Origin of the sequence: Sagittula sp. NFXS13 (assembly GCF_040148795.1) — a bacterium.
GTDB classification, from domain to species: Bacteria; Pseudomonadota; Alphaproteobacteria; order Rhodobacterales; family Rhodobacteraceae; genus Sagittula; species Sagittula marina.
The window spans coordinates 773,790-795,803 of record NZ_JAGEMH010000001.1 but is presented as its reverse complement, the minus strand read 5'-3'; the positions used below and the strand labels follow the sequence as shown (position 1 = coordinate 795,803).

Sequence of the window (22,014 nt, the reverse complement as noted above, 5' to 3'; positions counted from 1 at the left end):
GTGCGTTGAGGTCAGCTTGTGTTATTACGATAATCGTTTGTGTATGGACCTCATTATAACATAATACTGATTATTGGCCTTGCGTATGTAGTCAGGCACATTTTAAACTGGGTTGCGACAAATCCCCTACCTTGCCGGAAAGCAAGGATACCGGATATGACCTATGCCGACCTGGATTTGCGTAAAAGACGCGCAATTGAGGACACGCTGAACGCGAAAGTGCGGTGAGCAAGATCGCGGCACAGATCGGCAGGCATCGCTCAATCGTCTATAGCAAGATCACGCGGAAACATTTCACCGACCAAGACACGCTCATCTCAACGTGGTTGCAAAATGGATGAAGCATTAAGTCGCTCGGAAATACGTGCCCGTTGATGCTAGGATTGTGCCAAGCTTTTTTGGAGACCTAAAACCATGCCGCTCGCCGTAGCCAACCCTGACGATGAACTTGTTCAATTCTTTCAAGAGGTTTTCAGCGCATCTGAAGGTTCTGCTGCAGGTGACGTGATCGGTAATCTGGTTAATGATCTACTGGAATTGCCTGATGGCGAGGTTCATGTGTTTCGATCTTTCAGGGAGCGAGACTTGATCGCAGCGTGCCTTTTCAGCCCGCTGAGGTTTCCCGAGGATCCGCGTCGTGTTGTTCTGCTGTCTCCCGTGGCGGTCGCACCAGAGGTGCAGCGCACAGGTGTCGGGACTGCGATGCTTCGAGACGCGCTGAGTGCCATACACAGCGAAGGCGCTGATGTGGCGGTCACCTATGGCGATCCGGCGTTCTATCATCGCGTCGGGTTTCAACCGATCACGACCGAGAATGTTCAACCACCACAGGCGTTGAGTATGCCGCATGGCTGGTTGGGACAGGTGCTGAAGGATCAGAGCGCGCCGACTTTGCGCGGCCCGTCAGAAAGCGTCCCGCCGTTCGACGCGCCAGATCTGTGGTAGATGGGGCACTGCGAAACGTAGAGCCGCGCCCTGCCCTTTGGTGGCACGCACGCCTATCCTAAAGCGTATCCCGCACCACGCACGGTACGCAACGGATCGCCGCCGCCGTGTTGGCTCAGCGCTTTGCGCAGACGGCCGATGTGAACGTCCACAGTGCGCGTGTCGACGTAGATGTCACGACCCCATACACGGTCGAGCAATTGCTCGCGCGACCAGACCCGGCCAGGTTTTTCCATAAAGGTCGAGAGCAGCCGAAATTCCGTCGGTCCCAGCTTCAACGCAAGCCCAGAACGCGTCACACGGTGGGTTTCGGAATCGAGCATGATGTCCTCATACTCCAGCCGAAGACCAGCCGCAGAAGGCCGCGCGCGCCGCAGTTGGGCACGGACGCGTGCCATCAGCTCGATCACGGAGTACGGTTTGATCACATAGTCGTCGGCGCCGGTTTCCAGACCCCGGACGCGATCGACCTCTTCGGAGCGCGCTGACAGCATGATCACCGGCGTGCTACGTGTCTCTGCGCGCGATTTGATCTGGCGGCAGACCTCGATCCCGGACACATTCGGTAACATCCAATCCAATACGATAATGTCCGGATTTTCCTCCGCCACCATGATCAGGGCCTCTTCGCCATTTTCGGCTTGGGCCACGCGAAACCCTTCGGCTTCAAGGTTGTAGGACAAGACCGCGCGCTGCGCGGCCTCATCTTCTACCAATAAAACAGTCGGCTGATCTGCGGACATGGTGTCAGTCCTTCCGCGTCACGAGGTTTGGGTTCGGACCCATTTCAGTGGACGTTTTGTCCATCTTTTCGCGGGTTTCGTCAGGCAGCGCACCAGAGGTCAAAAAGACCACCTGTTCGCAGATCGAGGTCACGTGGTCGCCCATGCGTTCGATGTTTTTTGCAATGAAATGCAGATGCATACACGCCGTGATGTTGCGCGGATCTTCCAGCATGAAAGTCAAAACTTCGCGAAACAGCGTGTTGTACATCTGGTCGACGTCGCGGTCGCGGTAGATCACATCAAGCGCCAGCGCCTCGTCCCGCTGGATGTAGGAATCCAGCGCGTCCTTCAGCATAAGTTCCACTTCGCGCGCCATGCGCCGCAGCGATGACGCAGTGCCACCGATGCTTTGCATCTGCGCCAGAACCGAGGTCCGCTTGGCCATGTTCTTGGACAGATCGCCAATGCGTTCGAGGTTTGCAGACATCCGCATCACCGACAGTACAACCCGTAAGTCTGAGGCGATGGGCGCACGCAAGGCGATGACGCGCGCCGCTTCTTCGCCAAGCGCCTCATCCATGGCATCAATGGCCTTGTCGCCATCGCGCACCTTTTGCGCCAGTTCTTCGTCGCGGGTTTCAAGCGCCGTGGCGGCAGACATGATGGCCTCTTCGACAAGACCACCCATTTTCATGATTTGAGCCTGAATGCCTTCGAGATCACGATCAAAGGCCGAGGCAATATGTTTGTTCAGGTCGCTCATGGCTTATCCGATCCGTCCGGTGATGTAGCTTTCGGTGCGCGGGTCTTCGGGGTTGGTAAAGATTTTCCCGGTCTCGCCATATTCCACCAGATTGCCCAGGTGAAAGAACGCGGTTTTCTGCGACACGCGCGCCGCCTGTTGCATGGAGTGAGTCACGATGACCACCGAATAGTCTTTGCGCAGCTCGTCGATCAATTCCTCGACCTGGCTGGTTGCGATGGGATCGAGCGCGGAGCACGGCTCATCCATCAGCAGCACCTCGGGTTCAGTCGCCACGGCACGCGCGATGCACAGACGCTGCTGCTGGCCGCCCGACAGGCCGGTGCCCGGCGCATGCAGACGGTCCTTTACTTCATTCCAGATGGCGCCGCGTTTGAGGGCCCGTTCCACAATTTCATCGAGATCGGTCTTGTTCTTGGCCAGACCATGGATGCGCGGGCCATAGGCCACGTTGTCGTAGATAGATTTCGGGAACGGGTTCGGCTTTTGAAAGACCATGCCGACTTTGGCGCGCAGTTGCACCGGGTCGACGCGCTTGTCGTAGATATCCTCGCCGTCGATGCGAATGTCGCCTTCAACGCGGCAGATATCGATGGTGTCGTTCATACGATTCAGCGTGCGCAGAAAGGTCGACTTGCCGCAGCCCGACGGGCCGATAAAGGCGGTCACTGTCTTGTCTTCGATCTGGACGTCCACGTCTTTTATGGCGTGGGTGTCGCCGTAGTAAACCTGCACGTTGCTGGCGGCGATCTTTATCTCGGTCTGCGTCACGTCTCTCTCCGTGGTGTGCGGTGCGTCGTACATATTCATGTTCCTTTGTTCCGCAACGGATTACCAGCGGCGCTCAAAGCGGCGACGCAGGATGATGGCAATGATGTTCATGCTCAGCAGGAACACCAGAAGAATGATGATGCCGCCCCAAGCGCGTTCATAGTATGCGGGGTCGGCGCGTTTGGCCCATTCGTAGATCTGCGCGGGCATGGCTGAGTTTGGCGACATGAAGCCTTCGACCAGGCCATCCGGGGCGTTGGTGGCGATGTAGCCGACCATGCCGATCAGCAGCAGCGGCGCGGTCTCTCCCAAGGCCTGAGCCAGCCCGATGATGGTCCCGGTCAGGATGCCGGGCATGGCGAGCGGAAGGACATGGTGAAAGACCGATTGCATCTTGGACGCGCCAATGCCGAGCGCCGCATCACGGATCGAGGGTGGAACGGCCTTCAGCGCGGCGCGGGTCGAGATGATGATCGTCGGCAGTGTCATCAGCGTCAGGACAAGTCCCCCCACCAAAGGCGCGGACTGCGGCAGCCCGGCGAACTGGATGAACACGGAAAGGCCAAGGATACCAAAGACGATGGATGGCACCGCCGCGAGGTTGGAGATGTTCACCTCGATCAGGTCGGTGAACCAGTTTTGCGGAGCGAATTCTTCGAGATAGATGGAGGCAGCGACGCCGATGGGCAGCGCCAGCGCCAGCACCACCAGCATCATGAAGAACGAGCCAAGCATGGCGATACCGATGCCCGCCTGTTCCGGGCGGCTTTCAGAGGCATCCGCGCCGAACACGAATTCCCAGTTAAAGGCCTTGGCGAGCAAACCCCTTTCCCTCATTTGGTCAACGATATCAAGGTGTACAGCATCGATGTTCTTGTCGCGGGCAAGGTCTTCGCGCTGCACGCGGCCTTTGAGGTAGCCATCGACCCGAGACGCCGCGAGGATGCGAAAATCTACTGTTTCGCCCACGAGATCGGGGTTGGCGATGACACGGTCGCGCAGCTGCGCCGCGGCGGAGGCTGAAATCAGAGCCTTCATTTCGCTGGCTTTATCCAGGGGCGTGTCGATCCCGGCGGCTTGCACTTGCTCCAGAATGGCATTCTGGATCAGCGGGTTGTAGCCAAAGGTCGAGACCTTTTTCAGATCTTCAGGATCGCGGTTGCCATTTTTATCGAGCTTTGCTGCATCAAGGTAGACGGGCACCTCAATGAAAGTCTGCTGAAACGCGCTGAGCCCGTTGGACAGGATGGCGCCCAGCAGCACAAGCAGGAAGAAGACCCCTGCCCCGATGGCCGCCAGACCATAAGCCTGAAAGCGTTTCTCGGAGGCGTTACGCTTTTTCGTGTGCGCGTCAGCCACCATGATGGACTTGCCGTGGCGCGGAGTGTCGGTGGGCATGGATGCGTCGGTCATCAGTCGTACTGCTCCCGGTATGTGCGCACGATATAGAGTGCAAAGACGTTCAGCCCGAGGGTCAGAACAAAGAGGGTCATGCCAAGGGCAAAAGCCACCAGCGCCTCTGGCGAGGCAAAGTCTGCGTCGCCGGTCAGCTGTGACACGATGCGGGTGGTTACGGTGGTCATGGCTTCGAGCGGGTTCAGCGACAGGCGGGCCGCAGCCCCAGCCCCAAGCACCACGATCATGGTCTCGCCAATGGCGCGGGAGGCGGCGAGCAGCACGGCGCCAACGATGCCCGGCAGCGCAGCAGGCAGAACCACCTGCTTCACCGTTTCGGATTTCGTCGCGCCCAGACCGTAGGAGCCGTCGCGCATCGCCTGTGGCACGGCGTTGATGATGTCGTCAGAAAGCGAAGACACGAAAGGGATCAGCATGATGCCCATGGCGATGCCAGCGGTCATCACCGAGCGTGTGCCGGTCATCCAACCTGCACCGTCGGGACCGAAAACACTGATCAGGAGTGGCCCGATGGTGAGCAGCGCGAACAGGCCGTAGACGATCGTCGGGATACCCGCGAGCACCTCCAACGCCGGTTTGGCAAAGGCGCGCAGCTTCGGGCTGGCGTATTCGGACAGGTATACAGCAGCGAACAAACCGATTGGAACGGCCACCAGAAGCGCCACGAAAGAGATATAGAGCGTCCCCCAGAGCAACGGCCAGATGCCCAGCTCGGACCCGCCGCCAAAGGACGGCTGCCATGTGAGCGAGCCAAAGAATTCCGACGCCGGATAAAGGTTGAAGAAGCGGATCGTGTTCCCGATCAGCGACAGCACAATGCCAAGCGTGGTCAGGATCGCGATCGACGCGGCTGCGATCAGCAGGTATTTGACCGTTTGCTCCACCGTATTGCGGGCGCGGAAATCCTTGTAACTGTCCGACAGGCCCCAGAAAAGACCACCAAATGCAACCAGCAAGACGACCACGGTGCGGATCAGAGCGCCGGTTTCGCCCATGGCCCGGTAGTGTTGCGCGGCGTTCAGGATGGGTGTTGTCAGCTCAGACGTGACGATTTGGCCCGCGCTGCGCAGGCTGTCCGTCATCGCGACTGGATCGGCCAGGGTATCGCGCGCCTGGGTATCTGCGATTTGTCCGGAGGCAACGGCGGCCTCCAGTCCGTTGGCGGTGCGGCGCACTTCGGCCAGCACCAGATCGGCGCTCGACCCATCGTTGACACTGGCCTCAGGGATCAACCCGGCGACCGTCGCGTTGGTGTAGAGCGGATAGGCCAGTTGCCAGACCACCAGCACCAAAAGCGCCGGGATCAGCACCTTTAGCGCGACGTTCCAGCCGTAGTAGCCCTTAAGCGAATGCAGCGCACGGCTGTCGCCTTTCGCGCTTTGCAGTGCACGCATCCGGCCGAGCACAAAGCCCACAGCCGCGATGGCAAGCACGATCAGGAAAAGCCAGTAAGCAGGCATATGCCCCCCGAGGTCTTGGTTCGTTGAAGGTCCTAAAAGGGAACGGGGGCAGCGGATAGCGCCGCCCCCGCAGACACCGGGGAAATATCCCGGTGTGCTTGATTACATGCCTTCGCCCATGGTGGTCTCGTTCTCGATCTTTGCCTGCGTGTCGGCAAGCTCAGGATCGGACACGAGGCCGTATTCGGCCAGCGGGCCGTCGGGGCCTGCGATTTCGTCAGCCACGAAGAAGGATGCGTATTCCTTCAGACCGGGGATCACGCCGATGTGCGCTTTCTTCACGTAGAAGAACAGCGGGCGGGAAACCGGGTAGTCGCCTGCGGCGATGGTTTCGGTTGTGGGCGCGACGCCGGACATGGTCGCAACCTTCAGAGAGTCGGTGTTGTTCTCGTAGAACGCCAGACCAAACACGCCGATGCCATTCGGGTTGGAGTCAATGGATGCGAGCGTCTCTGTGTAGTCGCCGTCGATGTCCACGGAGCGGCCGTCAGCGCGCACGGACATGCAGGCGTCCTCTGCGTCGTCTTCGGACATGCCGTCAGCGATCATGGCTTCCATCGCACCAGTGGCTTCGCAGCCGGCGACGAGGACTTTCTCTTCGAACACTTCACGTGTGCCGTGCTTGGTGCCGGGGATGAAGGCCATGATTTCGGCGTCGGGCAGGTCGGCGTTGAAGGCGTTCCAGGTGGTGTAGTCGTTGTCGACCAGTTCACCGTCCTTCAGGACCTTGGCGCCAAGCGCGTTGTAGATGTCAGCCGGTTCAAACGCGGTGAACGCCGGGCCGTCGATCTGCGAGGCAAAGACGATGCCGTCATAGCCAATGCGGGTTTCGATGATGTCGGTGACACCGTTGTCGGCGCAGGCCTTGATTTCCTTTTCGCGGATCGCACGGGACGCGTTGGCGACGTCGATGGTGTTCTCGCCCACACCTTCGCAGAAACGCTTCAGGCCAGCGGAGGAGCCGCCGGATTCCACGACCGGTGTCGGGAAGTCGAAGTTTTCGCCAAAGGCTTCGGCAACGATCGAAGCGTAGGGCAGAACGGTGGACGAACCAGCGACCTGCACGTTGTCACGGGCAGCGGCGGAGGTCGCGGCAACTGCGGCCATCGCCAGAGCGGAGGCGGTCATCTTGAGGGTCATATCTTGCTCCTGAGGTTTAGGATGCGATCGCCTGTGTGGTGATCTTGGGGGCAGACCTAGTGTCCCTGCACGATGCTTTTGTGACGCTTGTGTAACAGTTTCATGAACTCTGAGCCGAAGCCCTGTTTTTCGGCCAAATCACTGCCTGAAATGGAGTTGGGGGTTTGAATTACACCTATAGATAGTTTTTCCTACGGTTTTTCGAGAAGGTTGCGGGTCATGGCGATAACCTTTGGCGACAGTTTTCGGGTCCACTTGGCCCAAACGAGCCAGAGATTCCCTTGTCGAAGAGCCGTCAGAGCGGATTTATGACAGTTTGTTCACGAACACTTACGCCATCGGCAGGGAGAAGATGAACTGAGTGCCCTGCCCCGGCTCGCTTTCCACCCGCAGACGACCACGGTGGCGGTTCACGATGTGTTTGACGATTGCGAGACCAAGCCCGGTGCCGCCCTTCTCCCGCGAGCGATGGCCGTCCACCCGGTAGAATCGTTCCGTCAGACGCGGAAGGTGGTAGTGTTCGATCCCCGGACCGGTGTCCGCCACGGTGAACCGCACCGCAGGACCGCGCAGGCGCGGATCGTCGGCGACGGGTTCGACGGTGACCGTGACCTGTGCAGCGGCTCCGGCATATTTGATGCCATTCTCAATCAGGTTGGTCAGCACTTGCCGCAACTGATCTTCATCTCCCATCATGGACAGCGGCGCCTCAGGCAAGCTTTCGGCCAAGGTGACACGCGCCTCTTCGGCCAAGGGCTGCAATCCGTGCATGACAGAGCGCACGATCCCCACGGGGTCAATCCTGTCCGTGGGGCGCACCCGTTCCTCTGCCTCTACCCGACTGAGGGATAACAGGTCCCCGATAAGTCGGTTCATGCGCGCGGCTTCTGCCTCCATGATCGACAGGAAACGCGCCTGCCCGACGGGGTCATTGCGCGCCGGGCCTTTTAGCGTCTCAATGAAGCCGATGAGCGCTGTCAGCGGTGTGCGCAGCTCGTGGCTGACGTTTGCGACGAAATCACGGCGCATCTGTCCGGCTTGCGCCATCTCTGTTACGTCGAGAAATGTGATCAACGCGCCACGCCCGCTGTCTAGCGGCAGCGCGCGGATGGTCACGCGATACGTCGTGTCCTGCCGCCCGTTGCTGGTCAGGTAGTCACAGGTACGCCCTTCGCCATCGCGAAGGCAGTTTTCGATCCCGTCCAGCAGCGTTGGCGCGCGCAGGGCGGTGATGAAATGCCGTCCGCGGATTCCCTGGCCCAACAGCGCCAGAGCCGCGTCATTCGCGGCCTCGATCCGTTCATCGCGTCGCACCAGAAGACAAGGCAGCGGAACCGCCTCGACCACATCCGAAGCATCGGCGCGCATCAGGCAGACCGCGCGGCGCTCAGGCCATCGTCAAAACAGGCGAGCAGCGCTTCGGGGTCTTCGAGACCGACGGACACACGAAAGAAGCCTTCCGTGATTCCCAGAGCTGCGCGGCCTTCTGATGTCAGCGCGCGGTGCGAGGACGAGGCAGGGTGCGACAACGTGCTGCCCACATCGCCCAAGGTCGGTGCGAACGCGATCCCCTTGGCGGCCTCGGCAAAGGCATTGGCTTGCGCACGTCCGCCGTCGAGGATGAAGGACACCATGTTCCCGCCCTGCCCTTTCAAAAGCGATTGCGCGCGGGACATATCCGGGTGATCGCTGCGCGTCGGATACAGCACCTTGGCCACACCAGCCTTTCCGGCGAGGTGATCTGCCAGCCGCTTTGCCGTCTCTTGGGCGCGCTGGAACCGGATCGGGAAGGTTGCAAGTCCCCGCTCCGCCAGCCAGCAGTCAAAGGGGCTGGCCGTCATGCCGGTGGTCACGGCGAACACATTCATCCGTTGCATCAGCTCGGGATCCTTCGCAGCCACCCAGCCTAATGTCGCGTCCGAATGGCCCGCCAGCAGCTTGGTCACCGAATGCAGCACGATATCGGCACCATGCTCGAAGGGCTTGACCGCCAGTGGCGTCGTAAAGGTGTTGTCCACCACCAGCAGCACGCCCTTGGACTTGCACAAGGCAGCGATGCCATCGAGATCGGCAAGCCGAAGCGTCGGGTTGGACACCACTTCGATAAGCACCATCCGGGTCTCGGGACGGAGCGCCGCTTCGACGGCCTCCACATCACTCACATCCGCAAGCGTGGTCGTGATCCCGAGGCGCGGCAGGTCTTCGGCCATCATCCGCAGGGATCGTCCGTACAACTGATCGCCGCCAACCACGTGATCGCCCGCCTTGGTCAAGCCGAGCAACACCGCTGTCACCGCCGCCATGCCGGACCCCAGGACGATTCCGCCGGAGACGCCTTCCAGCGCGTCGATGCGCGCCGCCAGCACAGACGCGTTCGGGTGCCCCTCCCGCGCATAGGTGTAGCCAGAGGCGCGGCCCTCATATTGGCTGTCCAACTCATCAGGCGTTCTGGAGGCATAGACAACCGACGGCATGATAGGCGTGATGACCGGAGTCGAAAGGCTGTCAGGAATGGTAACGGGACGTTGGATGGTGGGCTTCATGAAGCACCCCTGTCTTTTGGCGGAGACGCTTGCCCCGCGCTTCGTGTCAGTTTCGAAAGGGTTGGAACCGTGTACAAAACGCCCGCACTGGCGTTTCAGCGCTTCAGATCTCCGTAAGGCCAGAGGCGTAGCGCCGCGCGTTACGCTGGTAGGATTCGGCAGACTTGCGCAAACCGTCAATCTGTTCGGGGGTCAGATCGCGCACCACTTTGCCGGGCATGCCAAGCACGAGGCTGCCTTCGGGCACGTGCATGCCTTCGGTTATCAGTGCGCCTGCGCCAATCAGGCAGTTGCGTTCAATAACGGCCCCGTTCAGCACCGTTGCCCCCATTCCGATCAAAACATTCGCGCCAATGGTACAGCCGTGCAGCATCGCCTTGTGACCGATGGTGCAGCCCTCGCCGATTGTCAGCGGATAGCCCATATCCGTATGGCAGACGACGTTTTCCTGAATGTTCGACCCGATCCCGACGCGAATTTCCTCATTGTCGCCTCGCAATGTGCAGCCGAACCAGACCGAAGACGTCTCGGACAACACGATCCGACCGATGAGATTGGCGTCCGGTGCGACCCAGGCGGATTCGTGAATGCGCGGCGTGTGGCCGTCGAGCGCGTATATGGTCATTCTCCACTCTCCTCGAATTCCGCTTGTAGTCCGCGCACATGATCGAGCAGTTCAGGCTGCTGCGTGCGGCGCAAACGCGTGGCGGTAATGATACTTTTCAGGCGTTCTTCCGTGGTGTCCAGATCGTCGTTCACCAAAACGAAGTCATAGGACCCCCAGTGGGATATTTCATCCCAGCTTTTCTGCATCCGTTTGGTGATCACGTCTACGCCGTCCTGGCCACGGGCCTCCAGCCGACGCTTCAGCTCAGCGATCGACGGCGGGAGAAGGAAGATAGACAACGTATGCAGCGCCAGTTCTGAGTTGGTCATCTGCTGCGCGCCCTGCCAGTCAATGTCGAACAAAACGTCCTTGCCCGAGATGATCGCATCGCGAACCGGCCCCTTGGGCGAGCCATAGAAGTTGCCGAACACATGGGCGTGTTCCAGCATCTCTCCATTGCCGACCGCCTTTTTGAACGCCTGGTCGGTCATGAAATGATAATCCTCGCCATCGACCTCGCCGGGGCGCGGCTCTCGGGTGGTGGCGGAGACCGAGAAAATCACCGATGGATCCCAGGCGCGCAGCCGTTTCGCCAGCGTCGATTTCCCTGCGCCCGAAGGCGAGGATAGAATGATCAAGAGGCCGCGGCGGCTCGTATCGGGCATGGGTTACTCCACGTTCTGTATCTGCTCGCGCATCTGATCGATGAGCGTCTTGAGGTCGAGGCCGATTCTGGTCAGCTCGGCATCGCCGGACTTCGCGCACAGTGTATTGGCCTCACGGTTGAATTCCTGGCACAGGAAGTCGAGCTTTCGGCCCACAGGCCCGGTCTGGGCTAGCAGGCCGCGCGCTGCGGCGAAATGGGCGGTAAGGCGGTCAATCTCTTCTGTCACATCGGATTTCACTGCGATCATAGCCAGTTCCTGCGCGATGCGCGCCTCTTCGATCCCGTCGATGTTCTCCATGACACGGGCCAACTGGCCACGCATCCGTTCCGCTTGCGCGCCAGAACGCGCGGCGATTGCGGCAGCCGCCTGCCCCACAAGCGCCTCAATACCTGTCAGCTGACGGTTCAGAATGTCACTCAAAGCGGCACCTTCGGCCAGCCGCATCTCGATGAAACTCTTCAGTGCGCTGTGGAAATCCTCCATCAGCCGTTTACGAAGATCGTCCTGGTCCACGTCGGCTGCTTCGGTGGTCAACATTCCGCGCAACGCGACAACATCGGCCGCCGTCGACGGAGCAAGGGACAGGCCCCGCTGCATTGCCTCTTCTTCGATTCGGGTCATGGCCTGCAGGACGGCTGAAAGCTGCCCCTCATCAATCCGGACGGTGCCCTCGGCCCCGTCGGAGGTCAGCTTTAATCCTATCTGAATATTCCCGCGTGTCAGGGACTTAGTGGTTTCAGCACGCACCAAAGGCTCGAGGCCATCGACCCAGTCAGGCAGCCGCAACCGCACGTCCAGCCCCTTGCCATTGACGCCGCGCAGTTCCCATTGCCACGACAGGCCCAAACCCGAACCTTGCGCACTGGCGAAACCGGTCATGGATTGGCGCATGGAAGTCTCCTTCATAACATGCTCATTCGGGTATCGGCTGCGCCCAAATTAAGCAAGTCTCCGGAGGCCCATCCCCAAGGTCGGACCGCCTCGCCGGTGCTGCTTTTGCGGGGCATTAACCCTTGAGCCAGAATTGGGGCGAAATTAGGACACGGCTCTGCTAGTAATGTTTTCACAATAAGGGTTACAATGCAGGCATGGTGGCCGGGGGCCCGTCACGCCGCATCCGACAAGATAAGGAGCGGAAAGCATGTTTGGTAAAGGTGAGAACGGACAAGGTATCGTATCCATGACCGAGCGGGAAAAATCGCGTCGCGAGGCGCCCCTGCGGCAGGTAGAGGCCTACTGGCGTGGGCTTTGCGACGGCACAGCCGTCCCTCTGCGCAGTCAGATTGATCCGCGCGGCATGGAGCAGGCGCTGGAAAATGCCTTCTTGATGGAGCGTATCGCGCCCACGATGGCAAAGGTCCGCGTGGCGGGAACGCATCTTAACGAATTGATGGGAATGCAGGTCGCCGGTATGCCGCTGTCCTCCCTGATCGCCCCGTCCGACCGTGAGAAATTTGGCGAAGGGGTCGCGGCGCTGTTCGCAGATCCCGCCATCGTCAGGATGGAGCTGAGGGCCGAAGGCGGCTTTGGCAAGCCGGACATCACGGCCTCTCTGATCCTGCTGCCGCTGCGTTCCGACTTTGGTGATCTGACACGTGGCGTTGGTGCGCTGGTCTCCCACGGCCGGATCGGTCGTACGCCCCGCCGGTTCAAGGTGGAGCGGGTCGAGATCATCCCGGCGCTGGAGAACAATAACGGCACCGGCGTTATCAAAGAGCGTAAGACGCTGGACCTGAGCGACAAGCAGCCCGTGCATAGTCTGAGCGAAGACCGCGCGCCGTTCCGTCCGAAGTCGATCGCTGGCAGTGGCTCTGATACTATCCGCAAAGAGACCGAGCGCCATCATTTGAAGCTGGTGGTGGATAACGGCTAGGACACAACCAAGCCTTTCGAGCATGTGATGCAGGCCGTTTCTCTTTGTGGGGGACGGCCTTTTCCTTTCTGAAAGCGCTGCATGAAAAGGAACGCCCACCTAGACGGACCCGCCGATAAAACGCGAAAGGCCGGTCCAACAGGACCGGCCTTTCACAAATCTTGAGAGAACCTTAACCGTGTGCAACGGCCTTTGCGTTTTCGCGGCGCGTCGACAGCTCTTCGGCCACCAAAAAGGCAAGCTCCAAGGACTGGGAGGCGTTCAGACGCGGGTCGCAGGCCGTGTGGTAACGGTCAGACAGATCCTCGTCAGTCACGGCACGCACGCCGCCGGTACATTCGGTAACGTCAAGCCCAGTCATCTCGAAATGCACGCCGCCTGGGACGGTGCCCTCCGCGTCGTGCACGCCAAAGAACTCGCGCACTTCGCGCAGGACGTTGTCGAACGGACGCGTTTTGTACCCCGTTGCCGATTTGATCGTGTTGCCATGCATCGGATCGCAGACCCAAGTGACCTTGGCGCCCTCTTCCTGAACCGCCTTGATGAGGCGCGGAAGATGCTCTGCCACCTTGCCGGCGCCGAAACGCGCGATAAGGGTGAGCTTGCCCTCCTCGTTCTTCGGGTTGAGCTTTCGCATCAGGACCTTGAGGTCGTCGGCAGTCGTCGTCGGACCACACTTCAGACCCACCGGGTTTTGCACACCGCTACAGAATTCCACATGGGCCCCGTCAGGCTGACGCGTGCGATCACCGATCCAGACCATGTGCCCAGAACCGGCAAGCCATTTCCCGGATGTGGAATCCATCCGCGTCAGGGCTTCTTCGTATTCCAGCAAAAGCGCCTCGTGAGAGGTGAAGAAATCAACCGACTGCAGCGAATGCGCCTGGTCGCCTGTCACACCTGCCGCCTTGATGAAGTCGAGTGTATCGGTGATGCGCTGCGCCATCTCGCGGTATTTCGCGGCTTTTTCCCCTTCGGTGAATCCCAGCGTCCACTGGTGCACCTGATGCACGTCCGCGTAGCCACCGGTCGAAAAGGCGCGCAGCAGGTTCAACGTCGCAGCGGCCTGAGTGTAGGCGTGCAGCATCTTCTTGGGGTCGGGAATCCGCGCCTCGGGCGTGAACGCCAGTTCGTTGATGATGTCGCCACGGTAGCTGGGCAGCTCCAGACCATCAATCGTCTCGGTCGGCGCAGAGCGTGGCTTGGCGAACTGCCCGGCCATACGACCGACTTTGACCACGGGCACCTTCGCGCCGTAGGTCAGCACCATCGCCATCTGCAACATCACCTTGAAGGTGTCGCGGATCGCATCGGCGCTGAACTGATCGAAGCTCTCGGCGCAATCGCCGCCTTGGAGCAGGAACGCCTCACCACGGCCCGCCGCGCCCAGTTGGTCCTTCAGACGGCGCGCTTCCCCGGCAAAGACCAGCGGCGGATACTTGGACAGCTGCGCCTCGACGGTCTTCAGGGCGGCTGCGTCCGTATATTCGGGCATCTGAACCCGCGGAAGGTCGCGCCAGTTCGATTTCTGCCACTCGGTCATCTGATCTCTCCGGTTTAGCAATGTCGACGGTAACAAAACAGTCCGTGGCTTATACTTGAGCATTCTCAGGCTGAAAACCCGTGTTTTTCGTAAGATATCTTGACGGGAAAACGACTCTCTGTCCTTGTGACCCGATACTTTTTTGGGCGTAGCGTTTTGTTAACGTTTCACCTGCTTCACTCACTTTTGCGAACGAGGCCCTCATGCTGCCCCCGAGCCAGCGCCAAATTGTCGAACTCGACACTGTGCCAGCCAAGCCCAAACGGGTTATCTTCGTTCTTTTGAAGGACTTTACGCTTCTATCTTTCGCCGGGGCGCTCGATTGTCTGAGGCTTGCGAACCGAATGTCTAACCGCAAGCTTTATGAGTGGCGCGTGGTTGGCGAAGGCGGTGACACGGTGAACTGCTCAACCGGAACCATGTTTCAATTGGACGGCGATCTCGAAGAGCTGCACCGTGACGACGTTCTGGTTTTGTGTGGCGGAGCAAATGTGCAGGACGCCACAAGCAAGAAGCTGCTGAACTGGCTCCGGCGCGAGGCGCGGCGTGGGCTTGCCGTGGGGGGGTTGTGCACAGCGGCCTATTCGTTGGCACGCGCAGGCCTGATGGACGGCAAGCGCGCCACCATCCATTGGGAGAACCAGGACAGTTTTGCTGAAGAATTCGAGGATGTGATCCTCACCAAGTCCGTGTTCACCCTCGACGGCAACCGTATGACCACGGCGGGCGGAACATCTTCCATCGACCTGTTCCTGCGGATCATTGCCCGCGATCACGGCGATGAACTGGCAAGCGCTGTCGCCGATCAGCAGATCTACTCCTCGATCAGGACGGATCAGGACACCCAGCGTCTGTCTGTTCCGACCCGCATCGGTGTCCGCCATCCAAAGCTGAGCCAGGTCATTCAAATGATGGAAGCCAATATCGAAGAGCCGATCAGCCCCGCGCTTCTTGCGAAACAGGTGGGCATGTCCACGCGCCAATTGGAGCGATTGTTTCGGCGCTATCTGACCCGGTCGCCAAAGCGATACTATATGGAATTGCGGTTGCAAAAGGCACGTAACCTGCTGATGCAGACCGATATGAGCGTGATCAACGTGGCCTTGGCCTGTGGATTTGCCTCGCCGTCGCATTTTTCAAAATGCTACCGCTCGCATTATGAAACCACACCCTACCGGGAACGTGGGACGCAAGCGACATCAAAGCTGTCGGTCTGAGGGGCGGCCGGGGTGCAGTGCCCCGACGCATTCGCCCATAGCAGACCGCCCTGAGTAGCATGTCTCTCGGCTCCTTGCGCAGATGACGCACACGCCCTCTCACTCGGCCCGACGAATATCTGTGCCTGCGACTCGATATAGTGTCTTGTCGCAGTTTGGAATAATTTCGCGCCTTTCCGTAAAGTCACCGGGCACAGGCACATTCGGCAAACCGCCCAGCCCTCCGGCTACGATATTGCGCTACTGCCCCCGCGTGGGCAACGCGATGCCGTTGCCCACGGTCAGCACGCGCACGCCCCGATTGGTCGGTTCAATCGGCACGTCGTGTGGTGTGCCAACGCTACCCAAAGTACGCAAGCACTTGGCGCAAAACATCAATTCCAGCTCTCTGGCGCGGATCTGCACGGCTTGCGACACTGGCGGCCCAGCCAGCAGGAACAGGTCTGCGGTCGCCATCGCGCGAGTGTCGAATATTTTGCAACGTTGTCACGTCCAAAGCGTCGTCCTTGGTCGATAGAAAACCGTTGCAAGCAACGTTTAACGCGGCGCGACCCATCACCGGGGGCTTTTCTTTTGATAAAACCGAAACTAGCCTCCGCGCAGAACACATCGTTCCAACACAGGGAGTTGAGACATGAAAAAAATGATGCTTGCGGTTTCCGCAGCTGCGCTTGCAGCAGGTGCAGCACATGCAGAAAGCCACGCCTCCGAGGCGAAAATCGGCATTATGCTGGGCTTTACCGGGCCGATCGAATCCATCACGCCGATGATGGCGGACAGCGCCGAGCTGGCTTTGACCGAAGTCAACGACTCCGGCCAGTTCCTCAGCGGCGTCACGCTTGTGCCGGTGCGCGCTGATTCGACCTGCGTCGATCCGGCCGCTGCGACCGCTGCCGCCGAGCGTATGATCACCTCCGACGGCATCGTGGCCCTGATGGGCGCGGATTGCTCCGGCGTGACCGGCGCGGTTCTGTCCAACGTGGCTGTGCCGAATGGCATTCCGATGATCTCGCCGTCGGCCACCTCGCCCGCCCTTTCTGACGCAGAAGACAACGGCATGTTCTTCCGCACCGCGCCGTCTGATGCCCGTCAGGGCGCCGTTCTGGCCGAGATACTCGCCGAGAAAGGCATCACCGAAGTCGCGGTGACCTACACCAACAACGACTACGGTAAGGGTTTCGCCGACGCATTCGCTGAAAACTTCGACGGCACGATCACCCTGTCCTCGCCGCATGACGACGGCAAGGCCGACTACTCTGCCGAAATCGGCGCGCTGGCCTCTGCCGGTGGCGAAGCACTGGTGGTGCTGGGCTACACCGACCAAGGCGGCAAAGGCATGATCCAGGCGTCTTACGACACTGGCGCGTTTGACACCTATGTCATGGGCGACGGAATGTATGGCGATACGCTGTTCTCGGAACTCTCCGACGCGCTCGAAGGCTCCTACGGCACGATCCCCTGGGCCGAGGGCGAAGGCGCGGATGCCTTTGCGGCGATCACCGAGGGCGCGGGCTTTGACGCCTCTTCCTCCTACACCCGCGAAAGCTATGACGCGGCGGCGCTGATCGCGCTGGCGATGATGAAGGGCGGCGAGGTCTCCTCCGAGGCGGTTGCAGCCAACATCATGGACGTGGCCAACGCACCGGGTGAGCCGATCCTGCCGGGCGAGCTGGGCAAGGCGCTTGAGATCCTCGCAGAGGGTGGCGACATCGACTATGTCGGCGCATCCGGCGTGGAATTCATCGGTGGTGGCGAAGCGGCGGGCTCCTACCGTCACTATAACGTCGTCGATGGCGCAACCGAGACCGTCGAATTCAAGTAATTTGACCTGATTGGTGGGGCGATCCGGACACCCTGTCCGGGCCGCCTCTTTTTGTATGCGGGACGCGTGTGCGCGCGATCCCTAAGGGAGACACTCCTTGATCAAGGTAGAGAACCTGCACCGCCACTTCGGGTCATTTCGCGCTGTGGACGGTGCATCGCTGGAGATTGCAAAAGGCTCGATCACCGGGCTGGTTGGCCCGAATGGGGCGGGCAAGACCACGCTGTTCAATGTGATTGCGGGTGCATTGCAGCCGACCTCTGGCCGCGTTGTGATGGATGGTGAGGACATCACCGGCCTGCCGCCACATGAGCTGTTCCACAAGGGATTGCTGCGGACGTTTCAAATTGCGCATGAGTTCAGCTCCATGTCCTGCTGCGAGAACCTGATGATGGTTCCGGGGGCGCAGAGCGGCGAAACTCTCTGGAGCACATGGTTCGGGCGTAAACGCATCGCCGAAGAAGAACGCGCGCTGAAGGCCAAGGCCGATGAGGTTCTCGACTTCCTGACGATTTCCCATCTGGCGGACCATCCCGCGGGCGCGATTTCCGGCGGCCAGAAAAAGCTTCTGGAGCTGGGGCGCACCATGATGGTGGATGCCAAGATCGTGTTTCTGGATGAGGTCGGGGCCGGCGTGAACCGCACGTTGCTCAACACCATCGCCGATACGATCGTACGCCTGAACACCGAGCGCGGTTACACCTTCTGCGTGATCGAACACGATATGGATTTCATCGGCCGCATCTGCGACCCGGTCATCGTCATGGCCGAGGGCAAGAAGCTGGCCGAAGGAACATTGGCCGAGATCAAGGCCAACGAACAGGTGATCGAGGCCTATCTTGGCACCGGCCTGAAAAACAAGGAACAGGTTGGATGAGCGGTGGCGGCAATCCCTATCAGGATGATCGAGGCAACCACGATGCATCCATCACGAAGCCCGGCGCTGGCGGCTCGGTCGATCCCACGCGGCGGTCCGGCCCGGTGATCGAAGGCTCAGGTGGCCCGTTCCTGATCGGCGACAGCATGACCGGCGGCTACGGCAAAGGGCCTGACATTCTGCACGATTGCACCATCGCCGTGGATCGTGGCGAGATCGCCGTGATCGTCGGTCCCAATGGCGCGGGCAAATCCACCGCGATGAAGGCTGTGTTCGGGATGCTCGACGTCAGATCCGGGGCGGTTCGTCTGGATGGCGCGGACATCACTCAGCTGACCCCTCAGGACCGTGTGAAGCATGGCATGGGCTTTGTGCCGCAGACCAACAATATCTTCACCTCCATGAGCGTCGAAGAAAACCTTGAAATGGGGGCCTTCATCCGCGAGGACGACATGCAGCAGACGATGGAGCAGGTCTACACCCTGTTTCCCATCCTGCGTGACAAGCGGCGCCAGCCTGCGGGTGAGCTGTCAGGTGGGCAACGTCAGCAGGTGGCCGTGGGACGCGCCCTGATGACGCAGCCCAAGGTCCTGATGCTGGATGAGCCGACGGCGGGTGTCTCGCCCATCGTGATGGACGAGCTGTTTGACCGCATCATCGAAGTGGCCCGCAGCGGGATCTCCATCCTGATGGTGGAACAAAACGCCCGTCAGGCGCTGGAGATCGCTGACAAGGGGTATGTTCTTGTCCAGGGTGCCAATGCCCACACCGGGAGTGGCAAGGAATTGCTCGCAAACCCGGAAGTGCGCCAATCTTTCCTTGGGGGCTAGAATGGGTGTTTCGATCAAGCCGCCGCTGGTCTGTGCGATGTTAGGGGCGGCGCTTCCGGCCCATGCCGACAAGATGAGTCTCTCTGATGCCCCGATACATCAGCCCATTGTTCTGAACTGCGATTTCGTCACCGAATGCTACGAGGCCGAGCCCTGTCAGGACACGCGCTTTTCCGTGACGCTGGAGGGACAGGCCAGCGGATTTGAGGATGTAAATCTGCTGGTGGATGTTCGGATGCGAAGTGAGGCAGCAGACGTGCCGCTGATGGGCAATCGATCAAACGGCGCACTGGCTTTGGCTGGCAGTGTCGACGGCGGGCGTCACATGGTGACAACCAATGCCGACGGGACAGCCCGGTTTACGGTGCACGACGCGGATGGGCCGATGATGGTGTCCTACCTTGGCAGCTGTGCGCCGCAACCATGACAGATATTTTCGATAACAAGACTGGCCCGACCGCGCGTTTTCGGTTCGTGACAGCCAGCGAGGAGAGATAGATGGATTTTGTGAACGCCATCGTGGCGCTGACGAATTTCGTGCTGATCCCGGCCATGACCTATGGCAGTCAGCTTGCGCTGGGCGCGCTGGGGGTCACCATGATCTACGGCATCCTGCGGTTTTCCAATTTTGCCCACGGCGACACCATGGCCTTTGGCACGATGGTGACGATCCTGTTCACCTGGCTGTTTCAGTCTTGGGGCATCAGCCTTGGCCCGCTGCCGACGGCCCTGCTTGCGATCCCATTCGGCATCGCGGGCACAGCGCTGATGGTGCTGGCCACCGACCGGGTGGTCTACAGGTTCTACCGCGCGCAAAAAGCCAAGCCGATCATCTTTGTCATGGTCTCCATCGGTGTGATGTTCGTGTATAACGGTGTGACGCGGATCATCCTTGGAACCGATGATATCCGGTTTGATGATGGCGAACGCTTCATCATTTCGGCGGGTGATTTCAAACGCTCCACCGGGCTGGCCGAAGGTCTGGGCCTGAAAACGACACAGGCGATCACCGTGATCACCGCGATCATTGTCGTGGTGGCCCTGTTCTGGTTTCTCAACCGCACGCGCACGGGCAAATCCATGCGCGCCTATTCCGACAACGAGGATCTGGCGCTGCTGTCCGGCATCAACCCCGAGCGTGTGGTCATGGTGACATGGCTGATCGTCGCCGGGCTGATCACCATTGCAGGTGTGCTCTACGGTCTGGACAAAAGCTATAAGCCGTTCACCTATTTCCAGTTGCTGCTGCCGATCTTTGCCGCTGCCATCGTGGGCGGTCTGGGCAATCCTCTGGGTGCCATCGCGGGCGGCTTTGTCATCGCCTTCTCCGAGGTGGGCCTGACCTACGCGTGGAAAAAGGTCCTGGGCTACGCCATGCCGGAGGCGCTGGAGCCCTCCGGTCTCGTGCAACTGCTTGCCACGGAATACAAATTTGCCGTCAGCTTCATGATCCTTGTGGTGGTTCTGCTGTTCCGCCCGACCGGCCTGTTCAAGGGGAAATCCGTATGAACCAGACAGTGAAAACCTATGCGCTGTTTGCGCTGGTGGGCGTGCTGATCCTCATGACCGGCCTTTTCCAAAGCTGGGATTATGCGCTGAAATTGGTGGCCATGGGTTTGGTCAGCGCGATCATGGCGCTGGGCGTGAACCTGCAATGGGGCATCGCCGGGCTGTTCAACGTCGGTGTCATGGGCTTTGTCGCACTCGGTGGCATGGCCGTGGTGCTGACCTCTGTGCAACCGGTGCCAGAGGCTTGGTCCGCAGGTGGCGTCCGGGCACTTCTGGCACTGGTGATCGGGGCCGTCGTCGTGGCGGCCAGCGTCGTCGTCTACAAACGCACCCGCAGCGCGCTGATGCTGGTGGCGCTGCTGGTAGCGGGGTTCGTGTTGTATCGATGGGTCCGCGACGACGCGGTCAACGCGATCGAGGCAGTGAACCCGGCCGCAACCGGCTACCTCGGCGGCCTCGGCCTGCCGGTGGTGCTGGCGTGGCCCGTGGGTGGCCTGCTGGCCGCTGGCGCAGCGTGGATCATCGGCAAGACCGCGCTGGGCCTGCGATCCGACTACCTGGCGATTGCGACGCTTGGCATTTCCGAGATCATCATCGCGGTGATGAAGAACGAGGAATGGCTGACCCGTGGCGTGAAAAACGTGAACGGGCTGCCGCGCCCCATGCCCTATGAGATTGATCTGCAAAGCGATCCTGCCTTCATCGACCGCGCGGCGAATTGGGGCCTAGACCCGACGAGCGCCTCTACCCTCTACGTCAAGCTTGGCTACGTGGGGATGTTCGCCGTGGTTCTCGTGATCCTGCTGGTGCTGGCGCAATTGGCGCTCAACAGCCCGTGGGGCCGCATGATGCGCGCAATCCGCGACAACGAAACCTCCGCCCGCGCCATGGGCAAGGACGTCACGTTTCGTCACTTGCAGGTCTTCATCCTCGGCTCTGCCATTTGCGGCATCGCCGGTGCCATGATGACCACGTTGGATGGCCTGCTGCAGCCGACAGCCTATCAACCACTGCGCTACACCTTCCTGATCTGGGTGATGGTGATTGTCGGTGGTTCCGGCAACAACTTCGGCGCAATCCTTGGCGGTATGCTGATCTGGTTCCTGTGGATTCAGGTCGAAACGGTGGGACCGGAGCTGATGGTCTGGGCCACAAGCGCCCTGCCTGATGGCTCTGCGCTCAAGATGCATCTGTTGGAGTCGGTCCAGCACATGCGCCTACTGACCATGGGCGTGATCTTGTTGCTGGTGCTCAGGTTCTCGCCAAGGGGCCTGCTGCCGGAGCGCTGACGCGGCGCCGCGCAAG

At 60.2% G+C, this 22,014-nt stretch carries 22 protein-coding genes and 1 pseudogene; 10 read left to right on the top strand and 13 right to left on the bottom strand.

From position 1 onward, the window contains the following. Nucleotides 1–156 precede the first annotated feature (156 nt). Nucleotides 157–308 (top strand): annotated as a pseudogene (locus tag J4E08_RS24470) (IS30 family transposase); the annotation flags it as partial. A 106-nt stretch (nucleotides 309–414) separates the two neighbouring features. Beyond that, nucleotides 415–945, top strand: coding sequence for a GNAT family N-acetyltransferase (locus tag J4E08_RS03780; protein ID WP_349537341.1), 531 nt, complete (start codon nucleotides 415–417; stop codon nucleotides 943–945). A 53-nt stretch (nucleotides 946–998) separates the two neighbouring features. Here J4E08_RS03780 and phoB read toward each other — a convergent pair whose 3' ends face one another. From phoB to J4E08_RS03725, 11 genes are all read right to left on the bottom strand, one after another. Continuing rightward, complete coding sequence (gene phoB, locus J4E08_RS03775) at nucleotides 999–1,688, bottom strand: phosphate regulon transcriptional regulator PhoB (protein WP_183964741.1); 690 nt, start codon at nucleotides 1,686–1,688, stop codon at nucleotides 999–1,001. Nucleotides 1,689–1,692: 4 nt separating this feature from the next. Then, the gene (gene phoU, locus J4E08_RS03770; RefSeq protein ID WP_183964739.1) at nucleotides 1,693–2,433 is read right to left on the bottom strand and encodes a phosphate signaling complex protein PhoU; all 741 of its coding nucleotides are present in this window, start codon (nucleotides 2,431–2,433) and stop codon (nucleotides 1,693–1,695) included. Between the two features lie 3 nt (nucleotides 2,434–2,436). Further along, the gene (gene pstB, locus J4E08_RS03765; RefSeq protein ID WP_349537340.1) at nucleotides 2,437–3,237 is read right to left on the bottom strand and encodes a phosphate ABC transporter ATP-binding protein PstB; all 801 of its coding nucleotides are present in this window, start codon (nucleotides 3,235–3,237) and stop codon (nucleotides 2,437–2,439) included. Nucleotides 3,238–3,264: 27 nt separating this feature from the next. Continuing rightward, a complete protein-coding gene (pstA, locus tag J4E08_RS03760) occupies nucleotides 3,265–4,617 on the bottom strand; it encodes a phosphate ABC transporter permease PstA (RefSeq protein ID WP_183964736.1) in 1,353 nt (450 codons plus the stop codon). Then, on the bottom strand, nucleotides 4,617–6,080 hold the full coding sequence (gene pstC / locus J4E08_RS03755; RefSeq protein ID WP_183964734.1) for a phosphate ABC transporter permease subunit PstC: 1,464 nt from the start codon (nucleotides 6,078–6,080) through the stop codon (nucleotides 4,617–4,619). Before pstC ends, pstA begins: the two co-directional genes overlap by 1 nt. 102 nt (nucleotides 6,081–6,182) lie before the next feature. Next, nucleotides 6,183–7,220, bottom strand: coding sequence for a PstS family phosphate ABC transporter substrate-binding protein (locus J4E08_RS03750; protein WP_349537339.1), 1,038 nt, complete (start codon nucleotides 7,218–7,220; stop codon nucleotides 6,183–6,185). Between the two features lie 330 nt (nucleotides 7,221–7,550). Then, nucleotides 7,551–8,588 (bottom strand): sensor histidine kinase, encoded by a 1,038-nt coding sequence (locus J4E08_RS03745; RefSeq protein ID WP_183964730.1) that lies wholly within the window; start codon nucleotides 8,586–8,588, stop codon nucleotides 7,551–7,553. Continuing rightward, the gene (locus J4E08_RS03740; protein ID WP_349537338.1) at nucleotides 8,588–9,763 is read right to left on the bottom strand and encodes a trans-sulfuration enzyme family protein; all 1,176 of its coding nucleotides are present in this window, start codon (nucleotides 9,761–9,763) and stop codon (nucleotides 8,588–8,590) included. The genes J4E08_RS03745 and J4E08_RS03740 overlap by 1 nt, the downstream gene beginning before the upstream one ends. A gap of 103 nt (nucleotides 9,764–9,866) precedes the next feature. Then, nucleotides 9,867–10,388, bottom strand: a complete 522-nt coding sequence (locus J4E08_RS03735; RefSeq protein WP_349537337.1) for a gamma carbonic anhydrase family protein — start codon at nucleotides 10,386–10,388, stop codon at nucleotides 9,867–9,869. After that, nucleotides 10,385–11,035 (bottom strand): guanylate kinase, encoded by a 651-nt coding sequence (gene gmk, locus J4E08_RS03730; protein ID WP_183964724.1) that lies wholly within the window; start codon nucleotides 11,033–11,035, stop codon nucleotides 10,385–10,387. Before gmk ends, J4E08_RS03735 begins: the two co-directional genes overlap by 4 nt. Before the next feature lie 3 nt (nucleotides 11,036–11,038). Next, nucleotides 11,039–11,944: a YicC/YloC family endoribonuclease gene (locus J4E08_RS03725; RefSeq protein ID WP_349537336.1), complete on the bottom strand. Its 906-nt coding sequence runs from the start codon at nucleotides 11,942–11,944 to the stop codon at nucleotides 11,039–11,041. Nucleotides 11,945–12,179: 235 nt separating this feature from the next. On the opposite strand from J4E08_RS03725, the gene J4E08_RS03720 reads away from it, so the two are divergent. Next, a complete protein-coding gene (locus J4E08_RS03720; RefSeq protein ID WP_349537335.1) occupies nucleotides 12,180–12,911 on the top strand; it encodes a PAS domain-containing protein in 732 nt (243 codons plus the stop codon). A gap of 172 nt (nucleotides 12,912–13,083) precedes the next feature. Here the strand turns inward: J4E08_RS03720 and J4E08_RS03715 are convergent, their stop codons facing one another. Then, nucleotides 13,084–14,454, bottom strand: a complete 1,371-nt coding sequence (locus J4E08_RS03715; RefSeq protein ID WP_183964718.1) for a class II 3-deoxy-7-phosphoheptulonate synthase — start codon at nucleotides 14,452–14,454, stop codon at nucleotides 13,084–13,086. A 203-nt stretch (nucleotides 14,455–14,657) separates the two neighbouring features. Here J4E08_RS03715 and J4E08_RS03710 point away from each other — a divergent pair, with 203 nt between their 5' ends. After that, nucleotides 14,658–15,671, top strand: a complete 1,014-nt coding sequence (locus J4E08_RS03710) for a GlxA family transcriptional regulator (RefSeq protein ID WP_183964715.1) — start codon at nucleotides 14,658–14,660, stop codon at nucleotides 15,669–15,671. 240 nt (nucleotides 15,672–15,911) lie between these two features. Here the strand turns inward: J4E08_RS03710 and J4E08_RS03705 are convergent, their stop codons facing one another. Further along, on the bottom strand, nucleotides 15,912–16,127 hold the full coding sequence (locus tag J4E08_RS03705) for a hypothetical protein (protein ID WP_349537334.1): 216 nt from the start codon (nucleotides 16,125–16,127) through the stop codon (nucleotides 15,912–15,914). A 178-nt stretch (nucleotides 16,128–16,305) separates the two neighbouring features. Here J4E08_RS03705 and J4E08_RS03700 point away from each other — a divergent pair, with 178 nt between their 5' ends. The 6 genes from J4E08_RS03700 to J4E08_RS03675 all read left to right on the top strand — a co-directional run bounded on the left by J4E08_RS03700 (nucleotide 16,306) and on the right by J4E08_RS03675 (nucleotide 21,998). After that, nucleotides 16,306–17,493, top strand: a complete 1,188-nt coding sequence (locus J4E08_RS03700; RefSeq protein WP_349537333.1) for an ABC transporter substrate-binding protein — start codon at nucleotides 16,306–16,308, stop codon at nucleotides 17,491–17,493. Between the two features lie 97 nt (nucleotides 17,494–17,590). Further along, entirely contained in the window at nucleotides 17,591–18,370 is a 780-nt protein-coding gene (locus tag J4E08_RS03695) for an ABC transporter ATP-binding protein (protein WP_349537332.1), read from the top strand. Next, nucleotides 18,367–19,200: an ABC transporter ATP-binding protein gene (locus J4E08_RS03690; RefSeq protein ID WP_183964709.1), complete on the top strand. Its 834-nt coding sequence runs from the start codon at nucleotides 18,367–18,369 to the stop codon at nucleotides 19,198–19,200. The genes J4E08_RS03695 and J4E08_RS03690 overlap by 4 nt, the downstream gene beginning before the upstream one ends. 1 nt (nucleotide 19,201) lies before the next feature. Then, entirely contained in the window at nucleotides 19,202–19,627 is a 426-nt protein-coding gene (locus tag J4E08_RS03685) for a hypothetical protein (protein ID WP_349537331.1), read from the top strand. 71 nt (nucleotides 19,628–19,698) lie between these two features. Next, nucleotides 19,699–20,709 (top strand): branched-chain amino acid ABC transporter permease, encoded by a 1,011-nt coding sequence (locus J4E08_RS03680; RefSeq protein ID WP_349537330.1) that lies wholly within the window; start codon nucleotides 19,699–19,701, stop codon nucleotides 20,707–20,709. Continuing rightward, the gene (locus J4E08_RS03675; protein ID WP_349537329.1) at nucleotides 20,706–21,998 is read left to right on the top strand and encodes a branched-chain amino acid ABC transporter permease; all 1,293 of its coding nucleotides are present in this window, start codon (nucleotides 20,706–20,708) and stop codon (nucleotides 21,996–21,998) included. The genes J4E08_RS03680 and J4E08_RS03675 overlap by 4 nt, the downstream gene beginning before the upstream one ends. Nucleotides 21,999–22,014 lie beyond the last annotated feature (16 nt).